Source organism: Enhygromyxa salina, from assembly GCF_002994615.1.
Taxonomy (GTDB): domain Bacteria; phylum Myxococcota_A; class Polyangia; order Nannocystales; family Nannocystaceae; genus Plesiocystis; species Plesiocystis salina_A.
The window spans coordinates 50,087-72,137 of sequence record NZ_PVNK01000015.1 but is presented as its reverse complement, the minus strand read 5'-3'; the positions used below and the strand labels follow the sequence as shown (position 1 = coordinate 72,137).

Here is a 22,051-nt window from a genome sequence, read left to right as displayed (position 1 = left end):
GAGCTGCGGACCGGATGGCGATCCTGATCTCGCACCGCTTCTCGACCGTGCGCTCGGCGGATCAGATCGTCGTGCTCGACCACGGGCGCGTCGTCGAGCAGGGCTCGCACGAGCAGTTGATGGCCAACGACGGCCGCTACGCGCGGCTGTTCACGCTTCAGGCCGAAGGCTATCGCTAGCGTCCGCGAACAGAAACTCGAGGGACTCGGCCGTCAGCACGCCCTCGATGTAGCGTTCGAGCTGTTCGTAGGTCGCGGACTCGATGCGGGCGACGCATGCGGGCGACAAGGTCCCGAACTTGAGGGCCAGCTGCTTGACGAGCAGCTCGGCGCGCTCTTGCTGGCGACCCTGTTGTAGGCCCTGTTGTAGACCCTGTTGTAGACCCTGTTGTAGACCTTCTTGGCGGAGTTCTTCGGCGATGGTCATGGCGATCTCTCCTGCCTCGGGGAGCTGTTCTCGAATGGTCGCACGAAACTCCTCGAAGCGCATGTTCCCGGTGACCAGGGCGACGTAGCGCAACACTTGCGCCACGGCCTCGGCTCCGTTCGGGGCGCGGAGGACCTCGCGGAAGGTGTCGCGCCAGTGGTTGAAGTCTCGGCGGAGGCGCTCGGGGTCGCGGCCGTCTCGGAGAACGACCAACGCGAGCTTGGGGAACGCGGCCAGGGCCCAGTCTCGAAGCTTGTCGTCGTCGCTGTCGGCGAGGTCGAGGACGAGGGGGCAGTGGTTGAGCACGAGCGGCGCGAGCCCCGGTATCGACGCAGGAGGCGGCTCGACGAGCCCATGGAGGGATCGGGACGCCGTCCAGCCGTTCGGGGCGTGGCTGACGAGCGCGGGCAGGATCAGCGGGAGGGGCAAGCCGTGGCCCTTTTGGTAGCGCCTCCAGACCCGGAGGAGATACTCGGCCATGCGCAGAGGCATGTCGGAGGCGTGGGTGCTCTGGTGCTCGAGCAAGAGGTAGAGCAGCGCGGGCGTACCGTCGAGCTGGACGGAAAACAACAGATCGCTGTGTTGGTCGACGAGATCGGGATCGATGAAGGTGCCGGACTCGGGGGTGATGGAGCTCCAGCTGATCGCGGCGCTCACGTCGGGGGGTAGGACCAGCTGAAACAGCCCCATGGCGTGCCTGGGGGTCTCGAACGCGGCTTTGAACAGGGCATCGTGGGGTCGAGACGTCATCGGTCGGAATCCCTAACTGCGAAGTGCCTGTATCATGGAGTCGTCGTATTGACCCGTGAACATGGTCGGGGCTGACTGCGAACATTTGTGGGACGTCGAGGCGTGCGGCGGCGGGGCCTCGTCTTTCAGGGTGTTCCCATCGCCCGCGCGAGGGTATTGTTTGGGCACCGATGCCCCGCGTGCTCGACTTTGGTCTCGGCCTGATGATTGCCCTGTCCGCGTGTGCGCCCGCGCCCGATGGCGCGGAGGTCGGAGAGTCGTCTGCGGAGTTCGGCGAGTCCGGCGAGTCCGACGCGAGCTCGTCCACCGGCGACGGCGATGGCGATGGCGATGGCGATGGTGACGGCGATGGCGACGGCGAGGGCGATGGCGATGGCGACGGCGATGGCGACGGCGATGGCGATGGCGACGGCGATGGCGACGGCGACGGCGACGGCGACCCGGTCGAGGTCCCCGCGGTCCTGTTCGTCGGCAACAGCTACACCGCGTTCAACGACCTCCCGGGCCTCGTCGCGGCGCTCGGCGACGGCTCGGCGACGCCCCTGAGCACCGACTCGATCACCGTGGGCGGCGCGCGCGTGGTCGATCACCTCGCCAACCCCGAGGTCGTCGACGCCCTCGCGGGCGACTGGGACGTCGTCGTGATCCAGGGGCAGAGCGTCGAGCCGATCCTCGACTACCCGACCTTCGAGCAGGCGGTCCTCGACTTCGCGGCGCTCTCGGCCATGGGCGGCGACGCGCGGGTGCTGCTCTACCAGACCTGGCCCCGCGAGGCCGGCAACCCCGATCTCGCCCAGCTCGGCATGAGCGTCGACGAGATGTACGAGGGCCTCGCGAGCGGCTACTTCGAGGCCGCGCTCGCCAGCGACACCGAGGTCGCGCCCGTCGGCGACGCGTGGATGTCGACGCTGCAGCTCGACCCGCAAGACAGTCTCGATCTCTACGCCGGCGACGGCAGCCACCCCTCGCTGGCTGGGAGCTACCTCGCGGCGTGCGTGTTCTTCGGCAAGATCGTCGACCAGGCCTGCTCGACCAGCGACTACGCGCCGCCCGAGCTCTCGGCTGAGGAGGTCGAGCAGCTGAGGCTCATGGCCGACATCACCAACGACTTCATCGATCCCTCTCCGTAGCACGACGGGCTTGCCGGGGCAGGATCCCTGTGCTGTGTTGCGCGGGTGAGCGCGCCCCCAGCCCTCGAGATCGTCCAGCTCGAAGTCGGCCTGTTGCAGAACTTCTGCGAGGTCATCGGCTGCCCCGAGACCGGCGAGGCCGCGCTCGTCGATCCGGCCTTCGAGGTCGACCGGCTGATGAAGATCGTCCGGGAGCGAGGCTGGACCGTCACGACGATCTTGTTGACCCACACCCACGACGATCACGTCGCGGGTCTCGACGAGGCCGTGGCCGAGACCGACGCGGTGGTCCGCTGTCACCCGGTCGAGGTCCCGGTCGCGTCGAGCTTCGCGCGCCGGGTCGAGCCGGTCGCGGACGACGAAGACGTGGCGGTCGGCGCCGGACGCATGCGCGCGCTGTGGGCCCCGGGCCACACGCCCGGCTGCGTGTGCTGGTACGGACCCGAGAGCGAGGCCTTGATCACCGGGGACGTGCTCTTCGTCGGCTCGTGCGGGGGCGTGTCCTATGAGGGCTCGGACCCGGCGGCGATGGTCGACACGCTCCAGCGCAAGCTCGGCAGCCTGCCCGAGCAGACCCGCCTGTACCCCGGTCACGACTACGGCAAGACCCCGACCAGCACCTTGATGTGGGAATTCGCCAACAACCCGGCGCTGCTCGCCGACACCGTCGAGGCCTTTTGCGCTTACAAGAAGGTCCGTGTCCCGCCCCGATGACGCGCTCGCCGAGCTCCCGGCGCTGCTGACGACCGTCCGCCTCGGCCGGGTGCATGAGCACCACGAGCAGATCGGCTCGACCAACGACCGCGCGCTCGAGTGGCTCGGGGCCGGGGCGCCCGACGGCGCGCTCGTGACCGCCGACGCCCAGACGGCGGGCCGCGGCCGCCTCGGGCGTCCGTGGTCCTCGCCGCCAGGCCGAGACATCTACGCCAGCGTGGTCCTGCGCCCGGGCGCGCCCTCGGCCGGGTTCGGCGCGCTCGCGCTGGCCGTCGGCGTTGGCCTGCGCGAGGGCCTGGTCGCGGTCTTCGGCGCCGAGCTGTCGAGCCTCGCGCTCAAGTGGCCCAACGACCTGCTCCTCGGCGGCCGCAAGCTCGCGGGGATCTTGTGCGAGAGCCGCTGGCGCGGCCGCGAGGTCGAGCTCGTCGTCGGCTTCGGCGTCAACGTCCACCGGACCCGCGAAGAATTCGAGCCGAGCCTACGCGCGCGCGCGACCAGCCTCGCCCTCCACCTCCCCGAAGCCGACCGCCGCGGCCGCGCCACGATCCTCGCCGCCGTCCTCCACGAGCTCGAGGGCACCCTCGAGCGCTTCTTCGCGGGCGGCTTCCCTGCGATCCGCGCCCGCTACGAGCCCCACTGCCTCGTCATCGGTCGCGCGATCGAGGTCGAGCAGCCCGACGGCCGCCGCGTTTACGCCCGCGCCGAAGGCCTCGCCGAAGACGGCGCGCTCCTGGCCCGGCCCGACGACGGCGGCCCCAGCTTCCGAGTCCAAAGCGCCGACGTCTGGCTCCGCTGACTCAGGCAACTTCGTCGCGACCGATGCTCTGGTAGACGTCCTCGAGATCGCTGCGCATCCGCGTGAGCGCGATGACCTCGACGTCGGCGAGCACGAGCTCCTTGAGCAGCTTGGCGGCGTGATTCTCGGCCCCGCGCACGCGCACGCGGATCTTCCCGCGGTCGGCGGTCGCCGGGTCGATCTGCTCGTCGCGGGTCAGCGGCAAGACCTCCTCGATCAAGCCCTCGTGCGCGCTGAGGATCGCGATCGCCTGCTGCAGCCCCTTGGTGACCGAGACCTCGTGGACCCGCCGCGCGACCTCGTACTTGTCGATGACCTCCTCGACGGGGCCGAACACCTGCAGCGCGCCCTTTTGGATCAGCGCGACGGCGTCGCAGAAGCCATCGAGCTCGCGGAGGATGTGACTGCTGACGACGATGCCGACGCCCTCGTTGGCGACGCCGCGGAGGATCTCGCGCAGCTGCCGACGACCGAGGGGGTCGAGGCCGTCGGCGGGCTCGTCGAGCAGGAGCAGCTCGGGCCCGTGGACCAGGGTCCGCGCGATAGCGAGGCGCTGACGCATGCCCTTGGACAGATCGGAGATCCGGGCCTCGGCCTTGCTCGACAGCTTGAAGGTCGCGAGCAGCTCCGCGACCCGGGTGTTGGCGGCGCCGTCGTCGAGGCCGTAGCACTCGGCGAAAAAGCGCAGGTAGCCGGCCGCGGTCATGTTTGGGTAGAGCCCGGTGCCGTCGCCGAGGAAGCCGATCCGCTGGCGCACGGCCTGGCGCACGGGCCAGGTGTCGCGGCCGTCCCAGGTGACCTCGCCGGAGTCGGGGCGCTGGAGCGTGGCGAGGATCCGCAGGCTCGTCGACTTGCCCGCGCCGTTGGGCCCGATCAGCGCGAGGACCTCGCCGGCGTTGATGTGAAAGCTGAGCTCGGCGACGGCCGGGCGGACGCCGTCGTAGGAGTGGGTGATCTTCTCGACGCGGACTTGTTTCACGGCGTGCTCGTCTGGCGGTGCTGGCCCCGCTGGCGCTCTGGCTATTGTAGCGAACTCCCGCGCACAGGACGCCAGCGGGCGCTCAGGCGTTGTTGCCCGACGGTCCCGCGCGGCGCGCGACCCCGTACCCAGGAAACCGCGCTGACGCTCCCGCTCGGGGGCCCACGCGAGGGACTGCGAAGCTCACCCAGCCCACCGCGAGGGGCAGGGTCGCCGACGGCTGGGGGGGGCGAGTGAGCTTTTGCTAGGCTCCGCGCTGCGCATGATGGGCCCGGCTCCTCGATATCTCCACCTGCTCTCGTTGCTCGCGCTGCTCGTGCCCGGGCCCGGCTGTGAGCGAGGCGCCAGCGTCTCGCCCGAGGCCGCGAGCGAGGCCAGCGCCGAGCAGACTGGCGAGGAGGGCTCGGTCGCGGTCGTCAGCGAGGGCAGCCTCGAGCCCGACCCCGAGCAGCTCGCCGCGGGCGTGCCCTACCTGCGCTTTCGCGTCGACATCGGCGACTCGCCCGCGCGCGGCTCCGCCGACGCGCCCGTGACGATCGTGATGTTCTCGGACTTCGAGTGCTCGTTCTGCGCCGAGGCCTACCAGACGATCGAGGAGCTCCAGCACGACTACCCGGGCCAGATCCGCTTCGTCTACAAGGCCCTGCCGCTCGCGCGCCACCAAAACGCGCTCGAGGCCGCGCTCGTCGGCCACTCGGCTCAGGCCCAGGGCAAATTCTGGGAGTTTCACGATCTCGTGTTCAGCGGCCGCGGGATCGACCCCGAGATCCTCGAGGGCTACGCCCGCGAGGTCGGCCTCGACTTCGATCAGGTCACGCGCGAGCTCGACTCGCTCGCCCACGCGCCCGCGGTCCGTGCCGACCTGCGCGTCGCCAAGCGCCTCAAGCTCTCGTCGACCCCGGTGTTCTTCATCAACGGGCGCATGCTGCCGGGCGCCCGACCCAAGCACATCTTCCGCCACTTCATCGATCAGGAGCTGTCGCTGGCCGAGCGCCTCGCCGACGAGGGGCTGACCACCTCCGCCGGCTTCTACGACTACGCGACCAAGTGGGGCTACACCGCGATCGTCTACGAGGACGCGCGGCCCGAGCTCGACGAGGACACGGTCTACCCGGTCCCGATCGACGACTCGCCCGCCCGCGGCCCAGCCGACGCGCCGATCACGATCATCGCCTTCTCCGATTTTCAGTGCCCCTTTTGCGCCCGCGGTCACGAGACCATGGAGGAGCTGCGGGCGCTCTACGGCGACCAGATCCGCTTCGTGTTCAAGCACTTCCCGCTCCCGGGCCACCCGCTCGGCGCGCTCGCATCTCGGGCCAGCTTCGCGGCGGCCGAGGCCGGAAAATTCTGGGAGTTCCACGACGCCGTGTTCGAGTTTGGCGGCCGCTACAGCGCCGAGGACCTGGTCGGGATCTGCGATCAGCTCGGGATCTCACGCGCGGCGCTCGAGACCGCGATGACGACCGAGACCCACGACTCGAGGATCGAGGCCGACCTCGAGCTCGGCTCGCGCCTGATGGTCAGCGGCACGCCCGCCTACTTCATCAACGGCCGGCCGATCGTCGGCGCGCACCCGCTGATGGACTTTCGGATGCTGATCGTCGAGGAGCTCGACCGCGTCGAGGGGGGCGACTGACAGCCTCCTGGAGACAAAGACCCAGGCAAGGCTAGGCAAGACCAGGCAAGACCAGCTCGAAACTGAGCCGAGGCCTGGGGTTCGGGACACGGTCAGCTCTGACGAGCGCCGAACGTCATGTCAGGCAGCGGCGGGCTGAGATCGGTAGCCGCCGAGCGCGCTGGCCAGCGCCTTGTACCCGCGATGCGCGCGAACGCGCAGGGTCCCCTCGCGGACCCCGAGCTCCTCGCTGATCTCGGCCATCGTCTTGCCCTCGATCTTGTGCAGGGTCACGACCTCGCGCTGGGTCCGGGGCAGCCGGGCGAGGGCCGCGCGGATGCGAGCGGCGATGCCGATCTGGCGCTCGTGCTCGATCGCCATCGCCTCGGCGCTGGGCAGGGGGTCGCGCAGCGAGTCGAGGAGCTCGACGGTGTCGTCGCCGGCGGTGTCGAGCTTCACGGCCCGCTCACGGTAGAGTTTGCGCAGGTGGTCGATGGTCGCGTTGCGGGCGATCGTCGAGTACCAGACCGCGACGGCGCGGTCGGGGCTCGCGCCCGCCGGCGCCGCGAAGCGATGGCGCGCGCCGTGGGCCTTCATGAAGGCGGCCTGCAAGAGATCTTCGGCCGTCGCGGGGTTGCTGATCTTGGCGCGGATCTGCGAGCGAACGAGCGGGCTCAGGCGACGGTGGAGCTCGGCAAATGCCCGCTCATCCCCATCTAAGTAGCGGTCCATCAGGGCCGAGAGTCCGGCGTAGCGATGGGTTTGGTCGGTGCGGGTCATGTCGTGTCTCCTCGTGGCGTCGTTGCTTAGATGCAAAAACGCCGCTGGGGTTACAGTTGAGCGAAGATTCTTTTGAGTGGGACTCTCGATTGCAGGCATCAAATAATGCGATGGCGGGGTCTGGGGGCCGGGCGTACTGCAAGTTTTGGCGACAAAGCCATCGGCGAAAAGGCCAAGCGAGGCGGCGCGAGGCATTGCACCCCGGGCTGCTGGTCAGCCAACTACGATTCCGTGCTATTCGGGAAGTGTGAGCATTCGGGCGGCAGCGGGCGTGAGCTCCGCAGGTGAACCCACGCCGGGCGAGGAGCGCGAGATCATCGAGGGCATGCGTGCCGGCGATGACCGGGCCTTCGAGCGCATGGTGCGGGCTCACGTCGGGCCGCTGCGCGCCGTCGCGCTGCGCCTGCTGCAGAACCCGGCCGACGCCGACGACGCGGTCCAGGAGGCCTTCCTCAGCGCGTTCCGCAACTTCGACAGCTTCCGCGCCGACGCCCGGCTCAAGACCTGGCTCCACCGGATCGTCGTCAACGTCGCCCTCCAGCGCCTCCGCCGTCACAAGCGTCAGATCGCGCGTGGCGCCGAGATCGTCGACATCAGCGAGCTGCTCCCGCGTTTCGCCGACAACGGCTTCCCCGAGCACTTCCACCGGCCGTGGGTCCAGACCAGCGAGGAGCTCGCCGCCCGCGCACAGACCCGCGAGCAGGTCCGGCAGATGATTGACAAGCTGCCCGACAACTATCGTACGGTGCTGATCCTGCGCGACATCGAGGAGCTCGACACGGCCGAGACCGCCGAGCTGCTCGAGCTCACCCCCGGGACCGTGAAGGTCCGCCTGCATCGCGCGCGACAGGCCCTGCGAAACCTCCTCGAGCGCGAGCTCGAACTGACCCACTAGGGATGAGCGACGATCAACACTGCAAGGGTGTCGGGGGGGCGGGGCACCGACACGGCATCAGCTGTCGCGAGGTCAGTGAGTTCTTGCTCGCCTACATCGAGCGCGATCTCGACGAGGACGCGCAGGCCGAATTTGATCGGCACCTCGAGCGCTGCCCGCCCTGCGTGCACTACCTCGACAGCTATCGCGACACGGTCTCGCTGGTCCACGCGTGCGGGCGCGGTGAGCTCGACGCCGAGGAGCGCCGTCGCCACGCGCCGCCCGAGGATCTGATCCAGGCGATACTCCGGGCCAAGCGGGCCAAGGGGGCCAAGGGGGCCAAGGACGCCAAGCCGACCCCGGGCGAGGAATAGCGCGGCGACTTGACTGCGGGCTCGCGCCGGGCAAAGTCGGCGGCCGTGCGCGTGCTGTCATGGAACGTCAATGGTCTGCGGGCGAGCGCCAAGAAGGGCTTTCGCGCCTGGCTCTCGAACAGCGGGGCCGAGATCGTCGGGGTCCAGGAGGTTCGCGCGCGGCCCGAGCAGCTGCCCGAGGACCTGCGCGATCCCGACGACTGGCACGCGCACTTCGTCCCGGCCGAGCGGCCCGGCTACGCTGGCGTCGGGCTGTTCGCCGCGCGCGCGCCCGACTCTCAGCTCGCGACGCTCGGGATCCCGCGCTTCGACGTCGAGGGCCGCGTCCAGCTCGCGCGCTTCGGTCGCCTGACGGTCGTCAACGCCTACTTCCCCAACGGCAACGGCCGCGACCGCGACAACAGCCGCGTGCCCTACAAGCTCGACTTCTACCGCGCGGTGTTCGAGCTGGTCCAGCGCCGCCGCCGGGCCGGGCAGCGGGTGCTGGTGATGGGCGACTTCAACACCGCCGTGCGCGAGCTCGACCTCGCCCGGCCCAAGCAAAACAAGAACACCTCGGGCTTCTTGAAGGAGGAGCGCGACGAGCTCGAGCGGTGGTTCGCCGCGGGCTGGCTCGACAGCTTCCGCGAGTTCGAAGGCGGCGGCGGCCACTACTCGTGGTGGTCACAGCGGGGCACGGCGCGGGCGCGCAACGTTGGCTGGCGCATCGACTACATCCTCGCCTCGCCCAACCTGCGCCCCTTCTTGCGCGGGGCGTTCATCCAGCCGGAGGTCCAAGGCTCGGACCACGCCCCGGTCGGTGTCGAGCTCGACCCGGCCGTGTGCGAGTGACAAGCGCGCGCCGCTTGGGGTAGCGTCCGCGCATGCCCAGGCTCGCGTCCCCCCTCGTGCTCGCTGGTCTCGCCTCGTCGCTGCTCGTGGTCGGCTGCGGGCCCAAGAAGCGCGCCGAGCCCGAGGCCGAGGCCAAGCAGGAGGTCGAGGTCGAGGTCGTCGAGACCAAAGACGGCGCGATCCCGGCCCCGGCCAAGCCCTCGACCGAGGAGGCCGTGGCCTTCGTCAAGGAGGTCGACGCCAAGCTCCGCGAGCTGTGGACGGCCGAGTCGAAGGCCGCCTGGACCCACGCGACCGACATCACCGACGAGCACGCCGCGGCCGTCGCCGCCGCGAGCGAGCAGTCGATGGCCTACATCGGCCAGGCGATCAAGGACGCGCGCAAGTTCGACGGCGTCGAAGCCGACCCCGACACGCTCCGGCAGCTGCACCTGCTCAAGGTCGCGACCACGCTGCCCGCGCCCACCGACCCAGCCAAGCGCAAGGAGCTGGCCGAGACCGCGACCAAGCTCGACAGCATGTACGGGACCGGCAAGTGGGGCGACTGCACCGACCCCGAGTCCGACGCCTGCAAGAACATGGGCGACGCGATGGAGATCATCTCCACGAGCGACGACTACGACGAGCTGCTCACCGCGTGGGAGGGCTGGCGGACGATCTCCCCGCCGATGCGCCCGCTCTACCAGCGCTTCGTGGAGCTCGGCAACGAGGGCGCGCGCGACATCGGCTACCGCGACGTCGGCGAGCTGTGGCGCTCGGGCTACGACATGAGCCCGGCCGAGTTCGAGGCCGAGATGGAGCGCCTGTGGCAGCAGGTCAAGCCGCTCTACACCCAGCTGCATTGCCACGCGCGGGCCAAGCTCGGCGAGAAATTCGGCGTCGACAAGGTCCCGGCCGAGGGCATGATCCCGGCCCACCTGCTCGGCAACCTCTGGGCCCAGGAGTGGCCCAACATCTATGACGACATGATCCCCTACCCGGATCAGCCGAGCATCGACGTGACCAAGGGTCTCGAGCAGGCCAAGTACGACGAGCTGAAGATGGTCAAGACCGCCGAGGGCTTCTTCACCTCGCTCGGCCTCGACCCGCTGCCCGAGACCTTCTGGCAGCGCTCGCTGTTCGTGAAGCCCGACGACCGCGAGGTCCAGTGTCACGCGAGCGCCTGGGACGTCGGCTACAACAACGATCTGCGCATCAAGATGTGCATCAAGATCGACATGGAGGACTTCGTCACGATCCACCATGAGCTCGGGCACAACTACTACTACATGAACTACTACACGAAGCCGGTGCTGTTTCAGAGCGGGGCCCACGACGGCTTCCACGAGGGCATCGGCGACACCCTCGCGCTCTCGGTCACGCCCGCCTACCTCAACAACATGGGCCTGCTCAGCGAGGTCAGCGAGGATCCCAAGGCCGTCATCAACAAGCAGCTCGCCGACGGCCTCGAGAAGATCGCCTTCTTGCCCTTCGGGCTCCTGATCGACCGCTGGCGCTGGGGCGTGTTCTCGGGCGAGATCAAGCCCGACGAGTACAACGCCGCGTGGTGGAAGCTGCGCAACGAGTACCAGGGGGTCGCCGCGCCGGTCGAGCGCAGCGAGGCGAACTTCGACCCTGGCGCGAAGTATCACATCCCCGCGAACACCCCTTACTCGCGCTATTTCCTGGCCCGGATCCTCCAGTTTCAGTTCCACAAGGCCCTGTGTGACGCCGCCGGACACGAGGGGCCCCTCCACACGTGTTCGATCTATGGCAGCGAGGAGGCCGGTAAGAAGCTCCACGCGATGCTCGCCATGGGCGCCAGCAAGCCCTGGCCCGACGCCCTCGAGGTGGTGGCGGGCACGCGCAAGATGGACGCCGGGCCGATGCTCGAGTACTTCGAACCTCTCCAGGGGTACCTGAGCGAGCAGAACCAGGACCGCCGCTGCGGGTGGTAGGCGGCCCAACCTGAGCCCGCGCGCACCGTGCGGCGGAGCTTGCGCGGCCCTGTACGGGGCCGGCGCTTGGTTCCAGGTGTTGGTGCTCGTATCGTGCGGGCCTGACTTGTCTCCAGTCGTCGTCTTGGCGTATGGCGCCCGGCGCGACCGGCCAAAGGGGCTGAATCGCAAGTCCCCGCTCATCTTTAGCCAGATTTTTTGCGCCCTAGAGGGCAAAATTCGCCGTCTGTGACCTGATCTGGGCGCTGGAACATGCGCGACACAGGCGCAGGATTGCCAAACGCCAATCTCCGCGTAATGATGCTGGGCATGCTCCTAACCAATCCACATCGCGCAAGAGGTTGCAGACATGGCTAGAAAGAAGACCTTTCCTTGTGGACACAGCGGCAAAGGTCGCTTCTGTCACCGCTGTGCCGCGACGAAGACCCAGCAGGACGCGGCCAATGGCGCCGAGACTGCCAAGGCAAAGAAGAAGAGCGACGGGCTGAGCGAAAAGCAGGCCTGGCGCGAGATGTTCGAGAACGACCCGATCCCGCTCGCTCACCTGCCGAACAAGAGCCTCGTTCGCAGGGCCAGGATCATCCTCGAGCAGATCGGCAAGGGCGCTCCGTGGCACCAGTTCAACGGCAAGCGTCTCCAGCACGACCGTAACGTCGTCAGCATACCGCTCGGCCGCCGCTATCGGATCCTGTTTCGGACGGATGACGGCGCGCCGCGGCCGGTCGAGGTGCTGTCTCACGAGGCCTACAACGGCACCAAGCCCGGCCGACGCTGAGACCCAACTTCTCGGGCTCGAGCGGGGGCTCAAGCGGGGGCTGGGCGCTGCGATGTCGCGGGGGTGAACACCACCCGTCCGCGCGCGCCGGCTCGCTCCGCCAGCTCGAGCGCCGCCGGCCACTGGTCGAGGGTAAAGCGACCGACGACCTGCTCTTGCAGGTCCATCGCCGCGAGCGCCTCGAGCTCGGACCTCAGCTGCGCGGGGCCGACGGCCCTGGCCCAGCGGTGGAGCCAAAACCCGCGCACGCGGATGTCGCGAAACACGAGCTGGCTGACCGGGAGCTCGACCGGCTGGCGGCTGGTCGCCCCGTACACGACCAGCTCTCCGCCCGGCTGAAGACACGAGCCCAGCAGCCCGCTGGTGGCGCCGCCGCTGCCGTCGAAGCCGAGGCGGGGCTGGGGCAGCCCGAGCGCGCGCAGGCGCGAGGCCAGGCCGGGCTCGCGCACGAGCACGTTGTCGGCGCCGAGGCCCCACAGATCTGCGATCGGCTCGCGGGAGCCGACCAGCGCGATGCTCCGCAGCCCGCGTTCGCGCGCGAGGATCGTCAGGTAGCGACCGACCGAGCCGGCCCCGGGCGAGTGCACGAAGCTCTCTCCGGGCTCGAGCCGGGTCAGGAGCACGGCCGCCGTCAGGGCCTCGATCCGCAGGGTGCATGCGGCGACCGGATCACGGTGCGGCGACAGAGGCACGACCGCGCTCGCCGAGACCGCCAGACGCTCACGCCACGCTCCCACGCGAACCGGGAGCAGCACGACGGTCCCGGCCTCGAGCTCGCCCACGCCCTCGCCGAGCTCGACCACGATGCCCACGCCCTGGGCACCGCCGACGCCCTCGGCCAGCTCGAGCGGATACAGGCCGCGCATCGCCAGGCGATCCATCGGCGAGATCGGCGAGGCCAGGACTTCCACGAGGACCTCGCCCGGGCCCGGCTGGGGCTCGGGCAGCTCGATCAGCTCGAGCATGGTTCGCGGATCTTTGCCGCGATGGAAGCGAAGGGCTCGCAAGCGAGGCAGTCAAGCGCGCCCGGACCCCGACCACAAGAGGCCTAGGTCATCAGTTTGTCGATCCGAGCCTCGATCGCGGGCGAGATCAGGCTCGTGAAGCGCTCGGCTTCGCCACCGACCAGCCACCAGGCGATCAGCGCCTCGAGGGCCGTGGCCGCCCGGTAGTCCCGCACGTTTCGGCGCCCGCGCGGGCCCCCGCGGACCGCGGCGTTGCGGGCCCGGCCCACGAGGGCGAGCTCGTCCTCGCGCAGGGCCCCGGCGTCGAGGAGCTCGGCGAGGAGCGCGGCCTGGGCCTCGGCGTTGACGATCCGCGCGCGGAGCTTGTCGAGGCGGTCGGTCGGGTAGTCGCCGCGGCGACTCAGGCGGAGGCGAACCTCACGCTCGAACTCGGCGTCGCCGAGCCACGCGAGCGTGCGCGTGGATCGCTGGCGCAGCTTGGAGTCGTCGCTCGGGTTCACGCGTGGGAGGCCTCGAGACCGAGGCGCCCGCGGACGGTAGCATGGCCGCGACCCATGAGCGCGGCCGCGGTTGCGATCGCCTGTGGTCTCGGCACCGCGCTGTGCTTTGGGACCGGCGACTACCTTGCGCAGCGCGTCACCCGTCGGCACGGATGGCTCGCCGCGGTGTTCGGCGTGCAAGTCGCGGCGGCCGCTATCTTGGCCGTCGTCGCGCTCGCGTGGCACGGGCTCCCGAGCGCGGCGCCGACGACCTACGCGACCGTCGCGGTGATCGGCGTGGTCAACACGCTCGGCGTCGTCGGCCTGTTCCGCGCCTTCGAGGGCGGGAAGCTGTCGCTGGTCTCGCCGATCGCCGGCTCGATGGGCGCGTTCTCGCTTGGCTTCGCGTGGCTCGCCGGGCACGCGCCGCCGCGCCTCGTCGTGCCCGGGGTCGTCGCGGTCGTGGTCGGGATCATGTGCGCGAGCGTGGTCGTCGCGGATCGAGTCGCGGACCAAGGCAATGAGAGTGAGACGCGGGCCTCGCCGCGGGCGCCAACCAAGCTGCGCCGCGCGTCGGGGGTCGGGTGGGCGCTGCTCTCGGCCGTCGGCTTTGGCTGGGTGTTCTTCATGCTCGGGCCGAGCAGCGAGCTGCTCGGCCCGGCGTGGGTCGTGTTCGGGCTCCGGCTCGTCGCGGTCGCGGCGCTCTTGATGCTCGCCCGAGCGCAGCGCGTGAGTCTGCCGGAGCAGCTCGGAGAGCTCCGCGAGCACAGCCTCGGGCGTCTGTTGGCCGTGGCCACGCTCGACGCGGGCGGCATGCTCAGCTTCGCCTACGGCACCAGCCGCGGGGTCGTGGCGGGCGAGATCGCGGTCGTCGCCGTGCTCGCCTCATCCTTCCCGGTCGTGACGATCGCCCTCGCCTGCGTTCGCTTGCGCGAGGGCCTGCGCTGGTGGCAATGGCTCGGCGTTGGCGGCGTGGTGGCCGGAATTGCGTGGATCTCGGCCTGGTCGTGATTACTTACAGCGTGATCCTTGTGAGCTGAATTGCGTTAGCTGTCGCAGCCCGACCCGCTTGGATCGATTCAGCACAGTCACTTCGTTGCGAGCTCCGACGCGGTGTTTTAAGGTCTCTGCGTGCGACGTCTTGGATTTGTTGTCGGTCTGACCGTGCTGGCTCCCGCGCTGCTGCTCGCGTCCCCGACGACATCCGCGGCCCAGAGCGAGGCCGAGGTCCCGGCGGCCTACGTCAAGGTCGCCCTGACCCTCGACGGCTCGACCTTCGAACATCCTGGCTTCTTGATGGCCAGCGACGAGGAGGGCGTGTTCGTGATCGAACACAGCGACAAGGCCCACGAGATCAAGGTCTCGTTTCGCGAGCTCGGCGAGTCCTCGTCGACGGTCCTCGTCGAGTACGCGATCGGGGGGCGGACGCAGTGGCTCGAGGAGCTCGAGGTCGCCGCCGCCCGCGACACGGAGCTGTCGAAGGGCAAGAGCAAGCTGACGATCAACGTCGATCCCCAGGGCTCCAAAGACTCCTCGCGCGACGATGAAGACAAGGTCGAGGGGCCCGACCACGACGAGGACGACCCGCTCGGCGGTCTGCTCAAATAGCGCCGCGGCGCGAGACGCCCCGGGCTCGGGCTGGCAAAGTGAGGTGCCGTGCCCGAGGCTCCGACCCGCCGCCGCGATCCGCTCCGGGACTTCCATCCGGCGGTGCGCGAGTGGTTTGGCGCCGCGTTCGAGCGCCCGACCGCGGCCCAGCGCAAGGGCTGGCGACCGATCCTCGACGGCGACTCGACCCTGCTGCTGGCGCCGACGGGCTCGGGCAAGACCCTGGCCGCGTTCCTCGTTGCGATCGATCGCCTGATGTTCGCGGCCGGTGAGCGCCCAAAGGCGCGGGGCGTCGACATCCTCTATATCTCTCCGCTCAAGGCCCTCGGCGTCGACGTCGAGCGCAACCTCCGGGCGCCGCTTTCGGGGATCCGGGCGATCGCCCAGCGCGACGGCGTCGAGCACTACATGCCGACGGTCGGGATTCGCTCGGGCGACACGCCCCAGCGCGAGCGGGCTCGGATGCTCCGCCATCCGCCCGACATCCTGATCACCACGCCCGAGTCGCTGTTCTTGCTCCTGACCTCGCGCGCGCGCGAGACCCTCCGCGGCGTGTCGACGGTGATCGTCGACGAGATCCACTCGATGGTCGCGGGCAAGCGGGGCGCGCACCTGTTCGTGTCGCTCGAGCGCCTCGAGCACGAGCGCGGACACGCGCGCGAACGCGAGGGGGCCGCGCCACTGCAGCGCATCGGCCTGTCCGCGACCCAGCGGCCCCTCGACGAGGTCGCGCGCCTGCTCGGCGGCTGCACGCCGAGCGCCGACGAGAGCATGACCCCGCGCCCGGTCACGATCGTCGACGCCGGCCGCAAGCGCGCGCTCGAGCTCGTCGTCGAGGTCCCGGTCGAAGACTTTGACTTTTCGTCTCCCGACTCGGGCTCCGCCCGACACCCTCGCTCCGCTCGGGCCCAGGGTCTGGCTGGAGACGGGGCCCGGGGCGGCGAGCTCGACGTGGCCGAGGTCGAGGGCATCGTCGCCGACGGGCCCAAGCCGAGCACGGTCAGCGCGACCTTCGTCGGCGAGAGGCGCTCGATCTGGCCGTCGATCCACCCGCGCCTCGTCGAGTTGATCGAGGCCCACCGCTCGACGATGATCTTCGTCAACAACCGCTCGCTGGCCGAGCGCCTCAGCCAGGCGATCAACGCCCTCGCCGGGCGCGAGCTGTCCTTGGCCCACCACGGCTCGCTGTCGAAGGAGACCCGCGCCGTCGTCGAAGATCGGCTCAAGCGCGGCGAGCTCCCGGCGATCGTCGCGACCAGCTCGCTCGAGCTCGGCATCGACATGGGCGCCGTCGACCTCGTCATTCAGATCGAGGCCCCGCCCTCGGTCGCGTCGGGGCTCCAGCGCATCGGCCGGGCCGGGCACCACGTCGACGGGGTCTCGCGCGGGGTCATCGTGCCCAAGTACCGCCACGACCTGCTCGCGTGCGCGGCGGTCATCGAGCACATGCGCGAGGGCAAGGTCGAGTCGACCTTCTACCCGCGCAACCCCCTCGACGTGCTCGCCCAGCACATCGTGGCCATGGTCGGGATCGCCGAGGAGCTCGAGGTCGAGCAGATCTGGGCGCTCGTCCGCCGGGCCGCGCCCTTCGCCGAGCTCAGCCGCCGGGCGTTCGAGAACACCCTCGACATGCTCGCCGGGCGCTACCCGTCCAACGAATTCGCCGAGCTGCGCCCGCGGATCATCTGGGATCGCGTCGAGCAGCGGGTCCGCGCGCGCAAGGGCGCCCAGCGCCTCGCTGTCCAAAACGCCGGGACGATCCCCGACCGCGGGCTCTACGGCGTGTTCATGCTCGGCGAGGGCGGGGCCCCGGGCACCCGGGTCGGCGAGCTCGACGAGGAGATGGTGTTCGAGTCCCGCGACGGCGACGTGTTCGTGCTCGGGGCCAGCTCGTGGAAGGTCGTCGAGATCACCCGCGATCGCGTGGTCGTGGTCCCGGCCCCGGGCGAGCCCGGGCGCATGCCCTTTTGGCACGGCGAGGGGCCCGGTCGCCCGCTGGAGTTCGGTCGCGCGATCGGGGCGCTCGGGCGCAAGCTCGACAAGCTCCCGCGCGAGCAGGCCGAGCAGCGGCTCACGGCCGATCACGCCCTCGCGCCTCGCGCGGCCCGCAACCTGCTCGACTACCTCGAGGATCAGCGCGAGGCGACGGGCGTGCTCCCGAGCGACAAGACGATCGTCGTCGAGCGCTGGGTCGACGAGATCGGTGACTGGCGCGTGGCCGTGCTCTCGCCCTTCGGGGCCCGCGTCCACGCGCCCTGGGCCACGGCTGTCGCCGGGCGCCTGCGCGAGCACGGCGGCGTCGAGGTCGACATGCTGTGGACCGACGACGGCCTCGCCTTTCGTCTGCCCGAGGCCGACGAGCCGCCGCCGGTCTCGATGTTCTTCCCGGCGCCCGACGAGGTCGAGCGCCTCGTCATCGAGAACCTCTCGGGCTCGGCCCTGTTCGCCGCGCGCTTCCGCGAGAACGCCGCGCGCGCGCTGCTGCTGCCGCGCAGGCGCCCGGGCAAGCGCACGCCGCTGTGGATGCAGCGCAAGCGCTCGGCCGATCTGCTCGCGGTAGCGACCCGCTACCGGAGCTTCCCGATCATCCTCGAGACCTACCGCGAGTGCCTCCGCGACGTGTTCGATCTGCCCGCGCTGACCGAGCTCCTCCAGCAGGTCCTCGATCGGCGCGTGCGCGTGCGCGAGGTCGAGAGCGCGAGCGCCTCGCCCTACGCCGCGGCGCTGGTGTTCACCTGGATCGGGAATTTTCTCTACGACGACGATCAGCCCCGGGCCGAGCGGCGGGCGCAGGCCCTGGCCCTCGACTACGCCCAGCTGCGCGAGCTGCTCGGCGACGCGCAGCTGCGCGAGCTCCTCGACCGCGACGCGCTGAGCGAGGTCGAGCTGCTGATCCAGCGCCTGGATCCGCGCCGGGCGATCCGCGAGCTCGACCATGTCCACGACGCCCTGCGCGAGCTCGGCGAGCTCTCGCGCGAGGAGCTGCGCCAGCGCTGCGATCCCGAGCTGAGGGGTGAGCTCGACGGGTGGGTCGAGGGCCTGATCACCGAGCGCCGCGCGGCCGAGGTCACGATCGCGGGCCAGCGCCGGGTCATCGCGGCCGAGGACGCCGGACGCTACCGCGACGCGCTCGGCGTGGTCCCGCCGATGGGGCTGCCGCTGGCCTACCTCGAGCTCGTCGACAACCCGCTCGAGGACCTCGTCGCTCGCTACGCCCGGACCCACGTCCCGTTCACGGCCGCCGAGGTCGCGCTTCGCTTCGGGCTCGGGCTCGGCCCGATCGCCGCCGCGCTCGAGTCCCTGCGTCGCGAGGATCGTCTGCTCGAGGGCGAGTTCATGCCGGGCGGGCGCGAGCGCGAGTGGTGCGACGTCGAGGTCTTGCGGCGGCTCAAGCGGGCTTCGCTGGCCAAGCTGAGCGCCGCGGTCGAGGCCGTCGAGCCCCGGCTCTACGCCCGCTTCTTGCCGACCTGGCACCGCATCGACTGGCCGAGCGAGGGCCTCGACGGGCTCGTCGCCGCGATCGAACAGATCCAGGGCGTGGCGATCCCCTTCGCGGATCTCGAGCGCGCGGTCTTGCCGGCCCGGGTCCGCGCCTACCATCCGGGCATGCTCGACCAGCTGTGCGCGAGCGGGGAGCTGAGCTGGCGCGGCTTCGAGGCCCTCGGCAGCGACGACGGCCGGGTCGCGCTCTACCTCAGCGGACACTTCGCCGCGCTCGCGCCCGCGCCCGAGCCTGTCGAGGGCGAGCTCGCCGCGAGGCTGCGCGAGCTGCTCGGGCGCCGCGGGGCCATGTTCTTCGCCGACATCGAGCGGGCGCTCGGTGGCTTTCGCAACGAGCTCGTCGCGATTTTGTGGGAGATGGTGTGGGCCGGCGAGCTCAGCAACGACACCCTCGCCCCGCTGCGCTCGCGGGCGCGCGGGGGCAAGGGCAAGGGCAAGGCCCGCAGCTACGCGCGCCGTCGGCCCTCACTGCACGGTCAGCTCCAGCTGCGCCGCGCCGGTCCGGCCGGGACCGAAGGGCGCTGGTCGCTGCTGCGCCCGAGCGGCCCCGTCGACGAGGGCTCGGGCGACGAGGCCGAGCCCGGCCCGAGCGAGACCGAGCGCGCGACGAGCTCGGCGGTCCAGCTGCTCGAGCGCTTCGGCGTCGTCACCCGCGAGGCGGTCCGCAGCGCGGGCGTCCCCGGGGGCTTCTCGGCTCACTACCCGATCCTCAAGGCCATGGAGCAGGCCGGGAAGATCCGCCGGGGCTACTTCATCGCGGGCATGGGCGGCGCGCAGTTCGGGCTCCCGGGCGCCGAAGATCGCCTGCGCGAGACCGGCAGTGACCCGGCCCCGATCGTGATCTTGACCGCCTGCGATCCCGCCAACGCCTACGGGGCCGGGTTGCCGTGGCCCCGGCGCGAGGGCGGGGCCAAGCCCCAGCGGACCTCCGGCGCCCACGTGTTCATGGTCGACGGTCGCCTGCTCGCGTGGCTGTCTCGCAGCGAGAAGCTCCTGCTGTGCTTCATCGGCCCCGACGAGCTCCCCGACGAAGCCGAGCGTGAGCGCTGCGCTGGCCACCTCGCCGAGGCCCTCGTCGCGCTCCTGCACCAGGCGCAGGGGCGGCGCAAGGTCATGCTCCTGGCCAAGATCGACGATCAATTTGCGAACGAGCACTGGCTCGCCGAGCAGCTGTGCGCGCTGGGCTTTCGCAAGACCCACGACGGGCTGCTGCGCCCGCGCGATCGGGGCTGGGAGCGCAGCGAGCTCCAGCCGGGGGCGCGCGCGATCATTGGAGTCGTCGACCGCCGCCCCGGCGCCGACGCCTAGCACCCCGGGCTGCTAGCAGCCCGGGGTGCTAGGCATCGTGTCGCCTCGCGCCGGAATTTTCGCCGAGGGCGCGAAGCCAAAACGCCGCTGTACCGGGCGTACTGCAAGTTTTGGCGACAAAGCCCTCGGCGAAAAGGCCAAGCGAGGCGGCGCGAGGCATAGCACCCCGGGCTGCTAGCTCGGTGTCGCTCAGCTCTCGGGCAGGGGGTAGCCCTGCCACGGCAGCCGCCCGAGCAGCCCGGTCGCGACCGGGATCCACCAGTCGAGCCCGTCGTGGCCGCCGAGCTCCTCGAGCACGAGCTTGCGCGTGAGCGAGGGGTTGCCGAGGCGCAGGGCCTCGATCGCGATGACCATCAGCGGGCCGATCTGGCGGTCGCGGGGGTAGTCGGCGCGACCGAGGATCGAGAGCGCGCCCTCGAAGTCGCCGAGCAGGGCGCGGATCGCCGCGACCTCCTCGCGCTGGGCGTCGTCTTCGCAGCGCGCCCAGGCCTCGTCGAAGTGACGATCGAGGGCCAGCGAGAGGTGCGGCGGCGCGGCCTTGCGCGCGTGGCTCAGGACCGCGACCGAGGAGTAGGGCGGGAACATCTCGGCGAGCTCGTCGCCGTGGGGCAAGACCGGGTCGAGGGCCGAGTGATCGTCGTCGTCGGCGTGGACGTGGTCGGCCTCGGACAGGAGCCGCTCGGACCGGGCGGCGAGGCCCCCGAAGCCGCCCAAGATCGCGATCGCGCCGATCTCTCGCGCCCGCCAGCCGTGACGGCGCCCGCTCTCGGCTTCGAGCTCGAGCCACGTGACCGCGCTCCGCAACAGCCCGCGGGCCAGGTGGTGATCGAGCGCGGCGGTGGCCGGTTCCATCGCGGCAACATGCCACGAGTCGCCGGCCGCGACCAGAGGGGGCAGTCCGTCTCCCGACTCAGTCCGTCTCCCGACTCGGGCTTCGTCCGAGACCCTCGCTGCGGTAGGGGCCGTAGCCCTCGAGCTGGTCGATGTGGTGGGCCACCGCCACGGCCTCCTCGCGCAAGAATTCTCGCACCCCACGGTCGAGGCCCGGGTGGCGCAGCCAGTGCGCCGAGTGACAGGCCGCGGGCAAGAAGCCACGCAACAATTTGTGCTCGCCCTGGGCCCCGGCCTCGAACAGCGGCAGCCCGCGTTCGATGCAGCGCTCGACCCCCGCGTAGTAGGCCGCCTCGAAGTGGAGGAACTCGATCTCCTCGTCGCAGCCCCAGTAGCGGCCGTAGAGCCCGTGCTCGGTCTCGAAGAAGAGCGCGCCCGCGATCAGGTCGCTCGCGCGGGTGGCCTCGAGGAAGCGAACGCGCTCGGGCGCGAGCTCGAGCAGGGCCTCGAAGAAGCCGGGCCGGAGGTACTGGCGGCCGCCGTAGAGGTTCGTCGTGCGCCGATAGAAGCGATCGAGGGCCGCGCGCTGGGTCGCGTCGAGCTCGGGGCCGGGCACGAAGCGGACGCCGTCGATGGCCGCTCGCGCGCGGCGTCGCTCCTTGCGGATCTGCTTGCGCTTGCGCGAGGTCAGCTCGGCGAGGAAGCCGTCGAAGTCCTCGTAGCCGCGGTTGTGCCAGTGGAATTGGTAGCTGCTGCGGGCGGCGAAGTCGGCGGCCACGAGGCGCTCGCGCTCGTCGGGGGTCACGAACAACCAGTGGATCGAGCCGCAGTCGCGCTCGTCGGCGAGCTCGCGCACGCCCGCGATCAGCCGCTGGGCGACGGCGTCGCGGCCGGCCTCGTCGAGATCGGGGTGGAGCAGGATCCGGCGCCCGGTCGCCGGCGTCGCCGGGGCGGCGATGACGAGCTTCGGGTAGTAGGGGATCCCCGCGCGCGTCGACGCGCGGGCCCAGTGGAAGTCGAAGATGTACTCGCCGTAGCTGTGGTCCTTGACGTAGGCGGCCACCGCCCCGAGCAGGCCCCGCTGATCGGGGGAGCCTCCCTGCGCACCGTGGACCAGGAGGTAGTGTGGATCCCAACCCGCGGCAACCCCGACGGAGCCGGACAGCTCGAGCGCGCGAAGGAAGCCCCACTCCAAAAAGGGGGAGGGCGCGTGATCCAGCGCGTTCCAGCTCGCGCTATTGACGCCTTCGATACTCCTGCGCTCGGTCAGAGTCAGATCCACGAAGGCGAGCATTACCCTTGTGGCGCCCGGCGCAAACTCCGACTTCCGCTACAATGCCACGGGGCCACGCAGCCCACTCCCTCCGAGACCATCGTC

Annotated in this window: 20 protein-coding genes; 13 read left to right on the top strand and 7 right to left on the bottom strand. The window is 70.5% G+C overall.

The window, feature by feature from the left end; genetic code table 11:
* The first annotated feature begins 14 nt into the window (after window positions 1-14).
* A complete protein-coding gene (locus ENSA5_RS36835) occupies window positions 15-179 on the top strand; it encodes a hypothetical protein (protein WP_181197185.1) in 165 nt (54 codons plus the stop codon).
* On the opposite strand, the gene ENSA5_RS01810 is transcribed toward ENSA5_RS36835, so the two are convergent.
* Entirely contained in the window at window positions 151-1,176 is a 1,026-nt protein-coding gene (locus ENSA5_RS01810) for an Rpn family recombination-promoting nuclease/putative transposase (RefSeq protein ID WP_106389820.1), read from the bottom strand. The two genes, ENSA5_RS36835 and ENSA5_RS01810, sit on opposite strands and share 29 nt — an antisense overlap.
* Before the next feature lie 170 nt (window positions 1,177-1,346).
* Here ENSA5_RS01810 and ENSA5_RS01805 point away from each other — a divergent pair, with 170 nt between their 5' ends.
* The 3 genes from ENSA5_RS01805 to ENSA5_RS01795 are packed head-to-tail and all read left to right on the top strand — an operon-like array spanning window position 1,347 to window position 3,816.
* Complete coding sequence (locus ENSA5_RS01805) at window positions 1,347-2,306, top strand: SGNH/GDSL hydrolase family protein (RefSeq protein WP_106389819.1); 960 nt, start codon at window positions 1,347-1,349, stop codon at window positions 2,304-2,306.
* 45 nt (window positions 2,307-2,351) lie between these two features.
* Window positions 2,352-3,020 (top strand): MBL fold metallo-hydrolase, encoded by a 669-nt coding sequence (locus tag ENSA5_RS01800; protein ID WP_106389818.1) that lies wholly within the window; start codon window positions 2,352-2,354, stop codon window positions 3,018-3,020.
* Window positions 3,004-3,816 (top strand): biotin--[acetyl-CoA-carboxylase] ligase, encoded by an 813-nt coding sequence (locus ENSA5_RS01795; RefSeq protein WP_106389817.1) that lies wholly within the window; start codon window positions 3,004-3,006, stop codon window positions 3,814-3,816. The genes ENSA5_RS01800 and ENSA5_RS01795 overlap by 17 nt, the downstream gene beginning before the upstream one ends.
* Window position 3,817: 1 nt before the next feature.
* Here the strand turns inward: ENSA5_RS01795 and ENSA5_RS01790 are convergent, their stop codons facing one another.
* Complete coding sequence (locus tag ENSA5_RS01790; RefSeq protein WP_181197183.1) at window positions 3,818-4,795, bottom strand: ABC transporter ATP-binding protein; 978 nt, start codon at window positions 4,793-4,795, stop codon at window positions 3,818-3,820.
* A gap of 262 nt (window positions 4,796-5,057) precedes the next feature.
* Here ENSA5_RS01790 and ENSA5_RS01785 point away from each other — a divergent pair, with 262 nt between their 5' ends.
* Entirely contained in the window at window positions 5,058-6,431 is a 1,374-nt protein-coding gene (locus tag ENSA5_RS01785; RefSeq protein ID WP_106389815.1) for a DsbA family protein, read from the top strand.
* A 120-nt stretch (window positions 6,432-6,551) separates the two neighbouring features.
* On the opposite strand, the gene ENSA5_RS01780 is transcribed toward ENSA5_RS01785, so the two are convergent.
* On the bottom strand, window positions 6,552-7,190 hold the full coding sequence (locus ENSA5_RS01780; protein WP_181197181.1) for an RNA polymerase sigma factor: 639 nt from the start codon (window positions 7,188-7,190) through the stop codon (window positions 6,552-6,554).
* A 271-nt stretch (window positions 7,191-7,461) separates the two neighbouring features.
* On the opposite strand from ENSA5_RS01780, the gene ENSA5_RS01775 reads away from it, so the two are divergent.
* From ENSA5_RS01775 to ENSA5_RS01755, 5 genes are all read left to right on the top strand, one after another.
* Window positions 7,462-8,085 (top strand): sigma-70 family RNA polymerase sigma factor, encoded by a 624-nt coding sequence (locus ENSA5_RS01775; protein WP_219906711.1) that lies wholly within the window; start codon window positions 7,462-7,464, stop codon window positions 8,083-8,085.
* 2 nt (window positions 8,086-8,087) lie between these two features.
* Window positions 8,088-8,438 (top strand): anti-sigma factor family protein, encoded by a 351-nt coding sequence (locus tag ENSA5_RS01770; protein ID WP_106389813.1) that lies wholly within the window; start codon window positions 8,088-8,090, stop codon window positions 8,436-8,438.
* Window positions 8,439-8,483: 45 nt separating this feature from the next.
* The gene (locus ENSA5_RS01765; protein ID WP_106389812.1) at window positions 8,484-9,269 is read left to right on the top strand and encodes an exodeoxyribonuclease III; all 786 of its coding nucleotides are present in this window, start codon (window positions 8,484-8,486) and stop codon (window positions 9,267-9,269) included.
* Between the two features lie 32 nt (window positions 9,270-9,301).
* Window positions 9,302-11,206, top strand: coding sequence for a M2 family metallopeptidase (locus tag ENSA5_RS01760; RefSeq protein ID WP_106389811.1), 1,905 nt, complete (start codon window positions 9,302-9,304; stop codon window positions 11,204-11,206).
* Between the two features lie 349 nt (window positions 11,207-11,555).
* Window positions 11,556-11,981 (top strand): DUF7682 family zinc-binding protein, encoded by a 426-nt coding sequence (locus ENSA5_RS01755; protein WP_106389810.1) that lies wholly within the window; start codon window positions 11,556-11,558, stop codon window positions 11,979-11,981.
* 29 nt (window positions 11,982-12,010) lie between these two features.
* Here ENSA5_RS01755 and ENSA5_RS01750 read toward each other — a convergent pair whose 3' ends face one another.
* Together ENSA5_RS01750 and ENSA5_RS36830 are read right to left on the bottom strand one after the other, a co-directional pair.
* Window positions 12,011-12,946, bottom strand: coding sequence for an MDR family NADPH-dependent oxidoreductase (locus ENSA5_RS01750; protein ID WP_106389809.1), 936 nt, complete (start codon window positions 12,944-12,946; stop codon window positions 12,011-12,013).
* A gap of 83 nt (window positions 12,947-13,029) precedes the next feature.
* Window positions 13,030-13,446 (bottom strand): ribonuclease III domain-containing protein, encoded by a 417-nt coding sequence (locus ENSA5_RS36830; protein ID WP_181197179.1) that lies wholly within the window; start codon window positions 13,444-13,446, stop codon window positions 13,030-13,032.
* A 54-nt stretch (window positions 13,447-13,500) separates the two neighbouring features.
* Between ENSA5_RS36830 and ENSA5_RS01740 the strand changes: the two genes are divergently transcribed.
* The 3 genes from ENSA5_RS01740 to ENSA5_RS01730 all read left to right on the top strand — a co-directional run bounded on the left by ENSA5_RS01740 (window position 13,501) and on the right by ENSA5_RS01730 (window position 19,842).
* Window positions 13,501-14,436, top strand: coding sequence for a DMT family transporter (locus ENSA5_RS01740; RefSeq protein ID WP_106389808.1), 936 nt, complete (start codon window positions 13,501-13,503; stop codon window positions 14,434-14,436).
* Window positions 14,437-14,556: 120 nt separating this feature from the next.
* Entirely contained in the window at window positions 14,557-15,033 is a 477-nt protein-coding gene (locus ENSA5_RS01735) for a hypothetical protein (RefSeq protein ID WP_146155211.1), read from the top strand.
* Window positions 15,034-15,081: 48 nt separating this feature from the next.
* Entirely contained in the window at window positions 15,082-19,842 is a 4,761-nt protein-coding gene (locus ENSA5_RS01730; protein ID WP_106389806.1) for an Lhr family ATP-dependent helicase, read from the top strand.
* Window positions 19,843-20,031: 189 nt separating this feature from the next.
* Here ENSA5_RS01730 and ENSA5_RS01725 read toward each other — a convergent pair whose 3' ends face one another.
* The gene (locus ENSA5_RS01725) at window positions 20,032-20,694 is read right to left on the bottom strand and encodes a hypothetical protein (protein WP_106389805.1); all 663 of its coding nucleotides are present in this window, start codon (window positions 20,692-20,694) and stop codon (window positions 20,032-20,034) included.
* A gap of 58 nt (window positions 20,695-20,752) precedes the next feature.
* Entirely contained in the window at window positions 20,753-21,955 is a 1,203-nt protein-coding gene (locus ENSA5_RS01720) for a GNAT family N-acetyltransferase (protein ID WP_258182694.1), read from the bottom strand.
* Window positions 21,956-22,051: the final 96 nt, after the last annotated feature.

What these genes read in the sequence shown, in the direction of transcription:
- ENSA5_RS01805 (WP_106389819.1), top strand. Translation starts at nt 1,347, where the DNA reads ATGCCCCGCGTGCTCGACTTTGGTCTCGGCCTGATGATTGCCCTGTCC.
- ENSA5_RS01755 (WP_106389810.1), top strand. Translation starts at nt 11,556, where the DNA reads ATGGCTAGAAAGAAGACCTTTCCTTGTGGACACAGCGGCAAAGGTCGC.
- ENSA5_RS01760 (WP_106389811.1), top strand. Translation starts at nt 9,302, where the DNA reads ATGCCCAGGCTCGCGTCCCCCCTCGTGCTCGCTGGTCTCGCCTCGTCG.
- ENSA5_RS01785 (WP_106389815.1), top strand. Translation starts at nt 5,058, where the DNA reads ATGATGGGCCCGGCTCCTCGATATCTCCACCTGCTCTCGTTGCTCGCG.
- ENSA5_RS36835 (WP_181197185.1), top strand. Translation starts at nt 15, where the DNA reads ATGGCGATCCTGATCTCGCACCGCTTCTCGACCGTGCGCTCGGCGGAT.
- ENSA5_RS01725 (WP_106389805.1), bottom strand. Translation starts at nt 20,694, where the DNA reads ATGGAACCGGCCACCGCCGCGCTCGATCACCACCTGGCCCGCGGGCTG.
- ENSA5_RS01770 (WP_106389813.1), top strand. Translation starts at nt 8,088, where the DNA reads ATGAGCGACGATCAACACTGCAAGGGTGTCGGGGGGGCGGGGCACCGA.
- ENSA5_RS01780 (WP_181197181.1), bottom strand. Translation starts at nt 7,190, where the DNA reads ATGACCCGCACCGACCAAACCCATCGCTACGCCGGACTCTCGGCCCTG.
- ENSA5_RS01740 (WP_106389808.1), top strand. Translation starts at nt 13,501, where the DNA reads ATGAGCGCGGCCGCGGTTGCGATCGCCTGTGGTCTCGGCACCGCGCTG.
- ENSA5_RS01750 (WP_106389809.1), bottom strand. Translation starts at nt 12,946, where the DNA reads ATGCTCGAGCTGATCGAGCTGCCCGAGCCCCAGCCGGGCCCGGGCGAG.
- ENSA5_RS01810 (WP_106389820.1), bottom strand. Translation starts at nt 1,176, where the DNA reads ATGACGTCTCGACCCCACGATGCCCTGTTCAAAGCCGCGTTCGAGACC.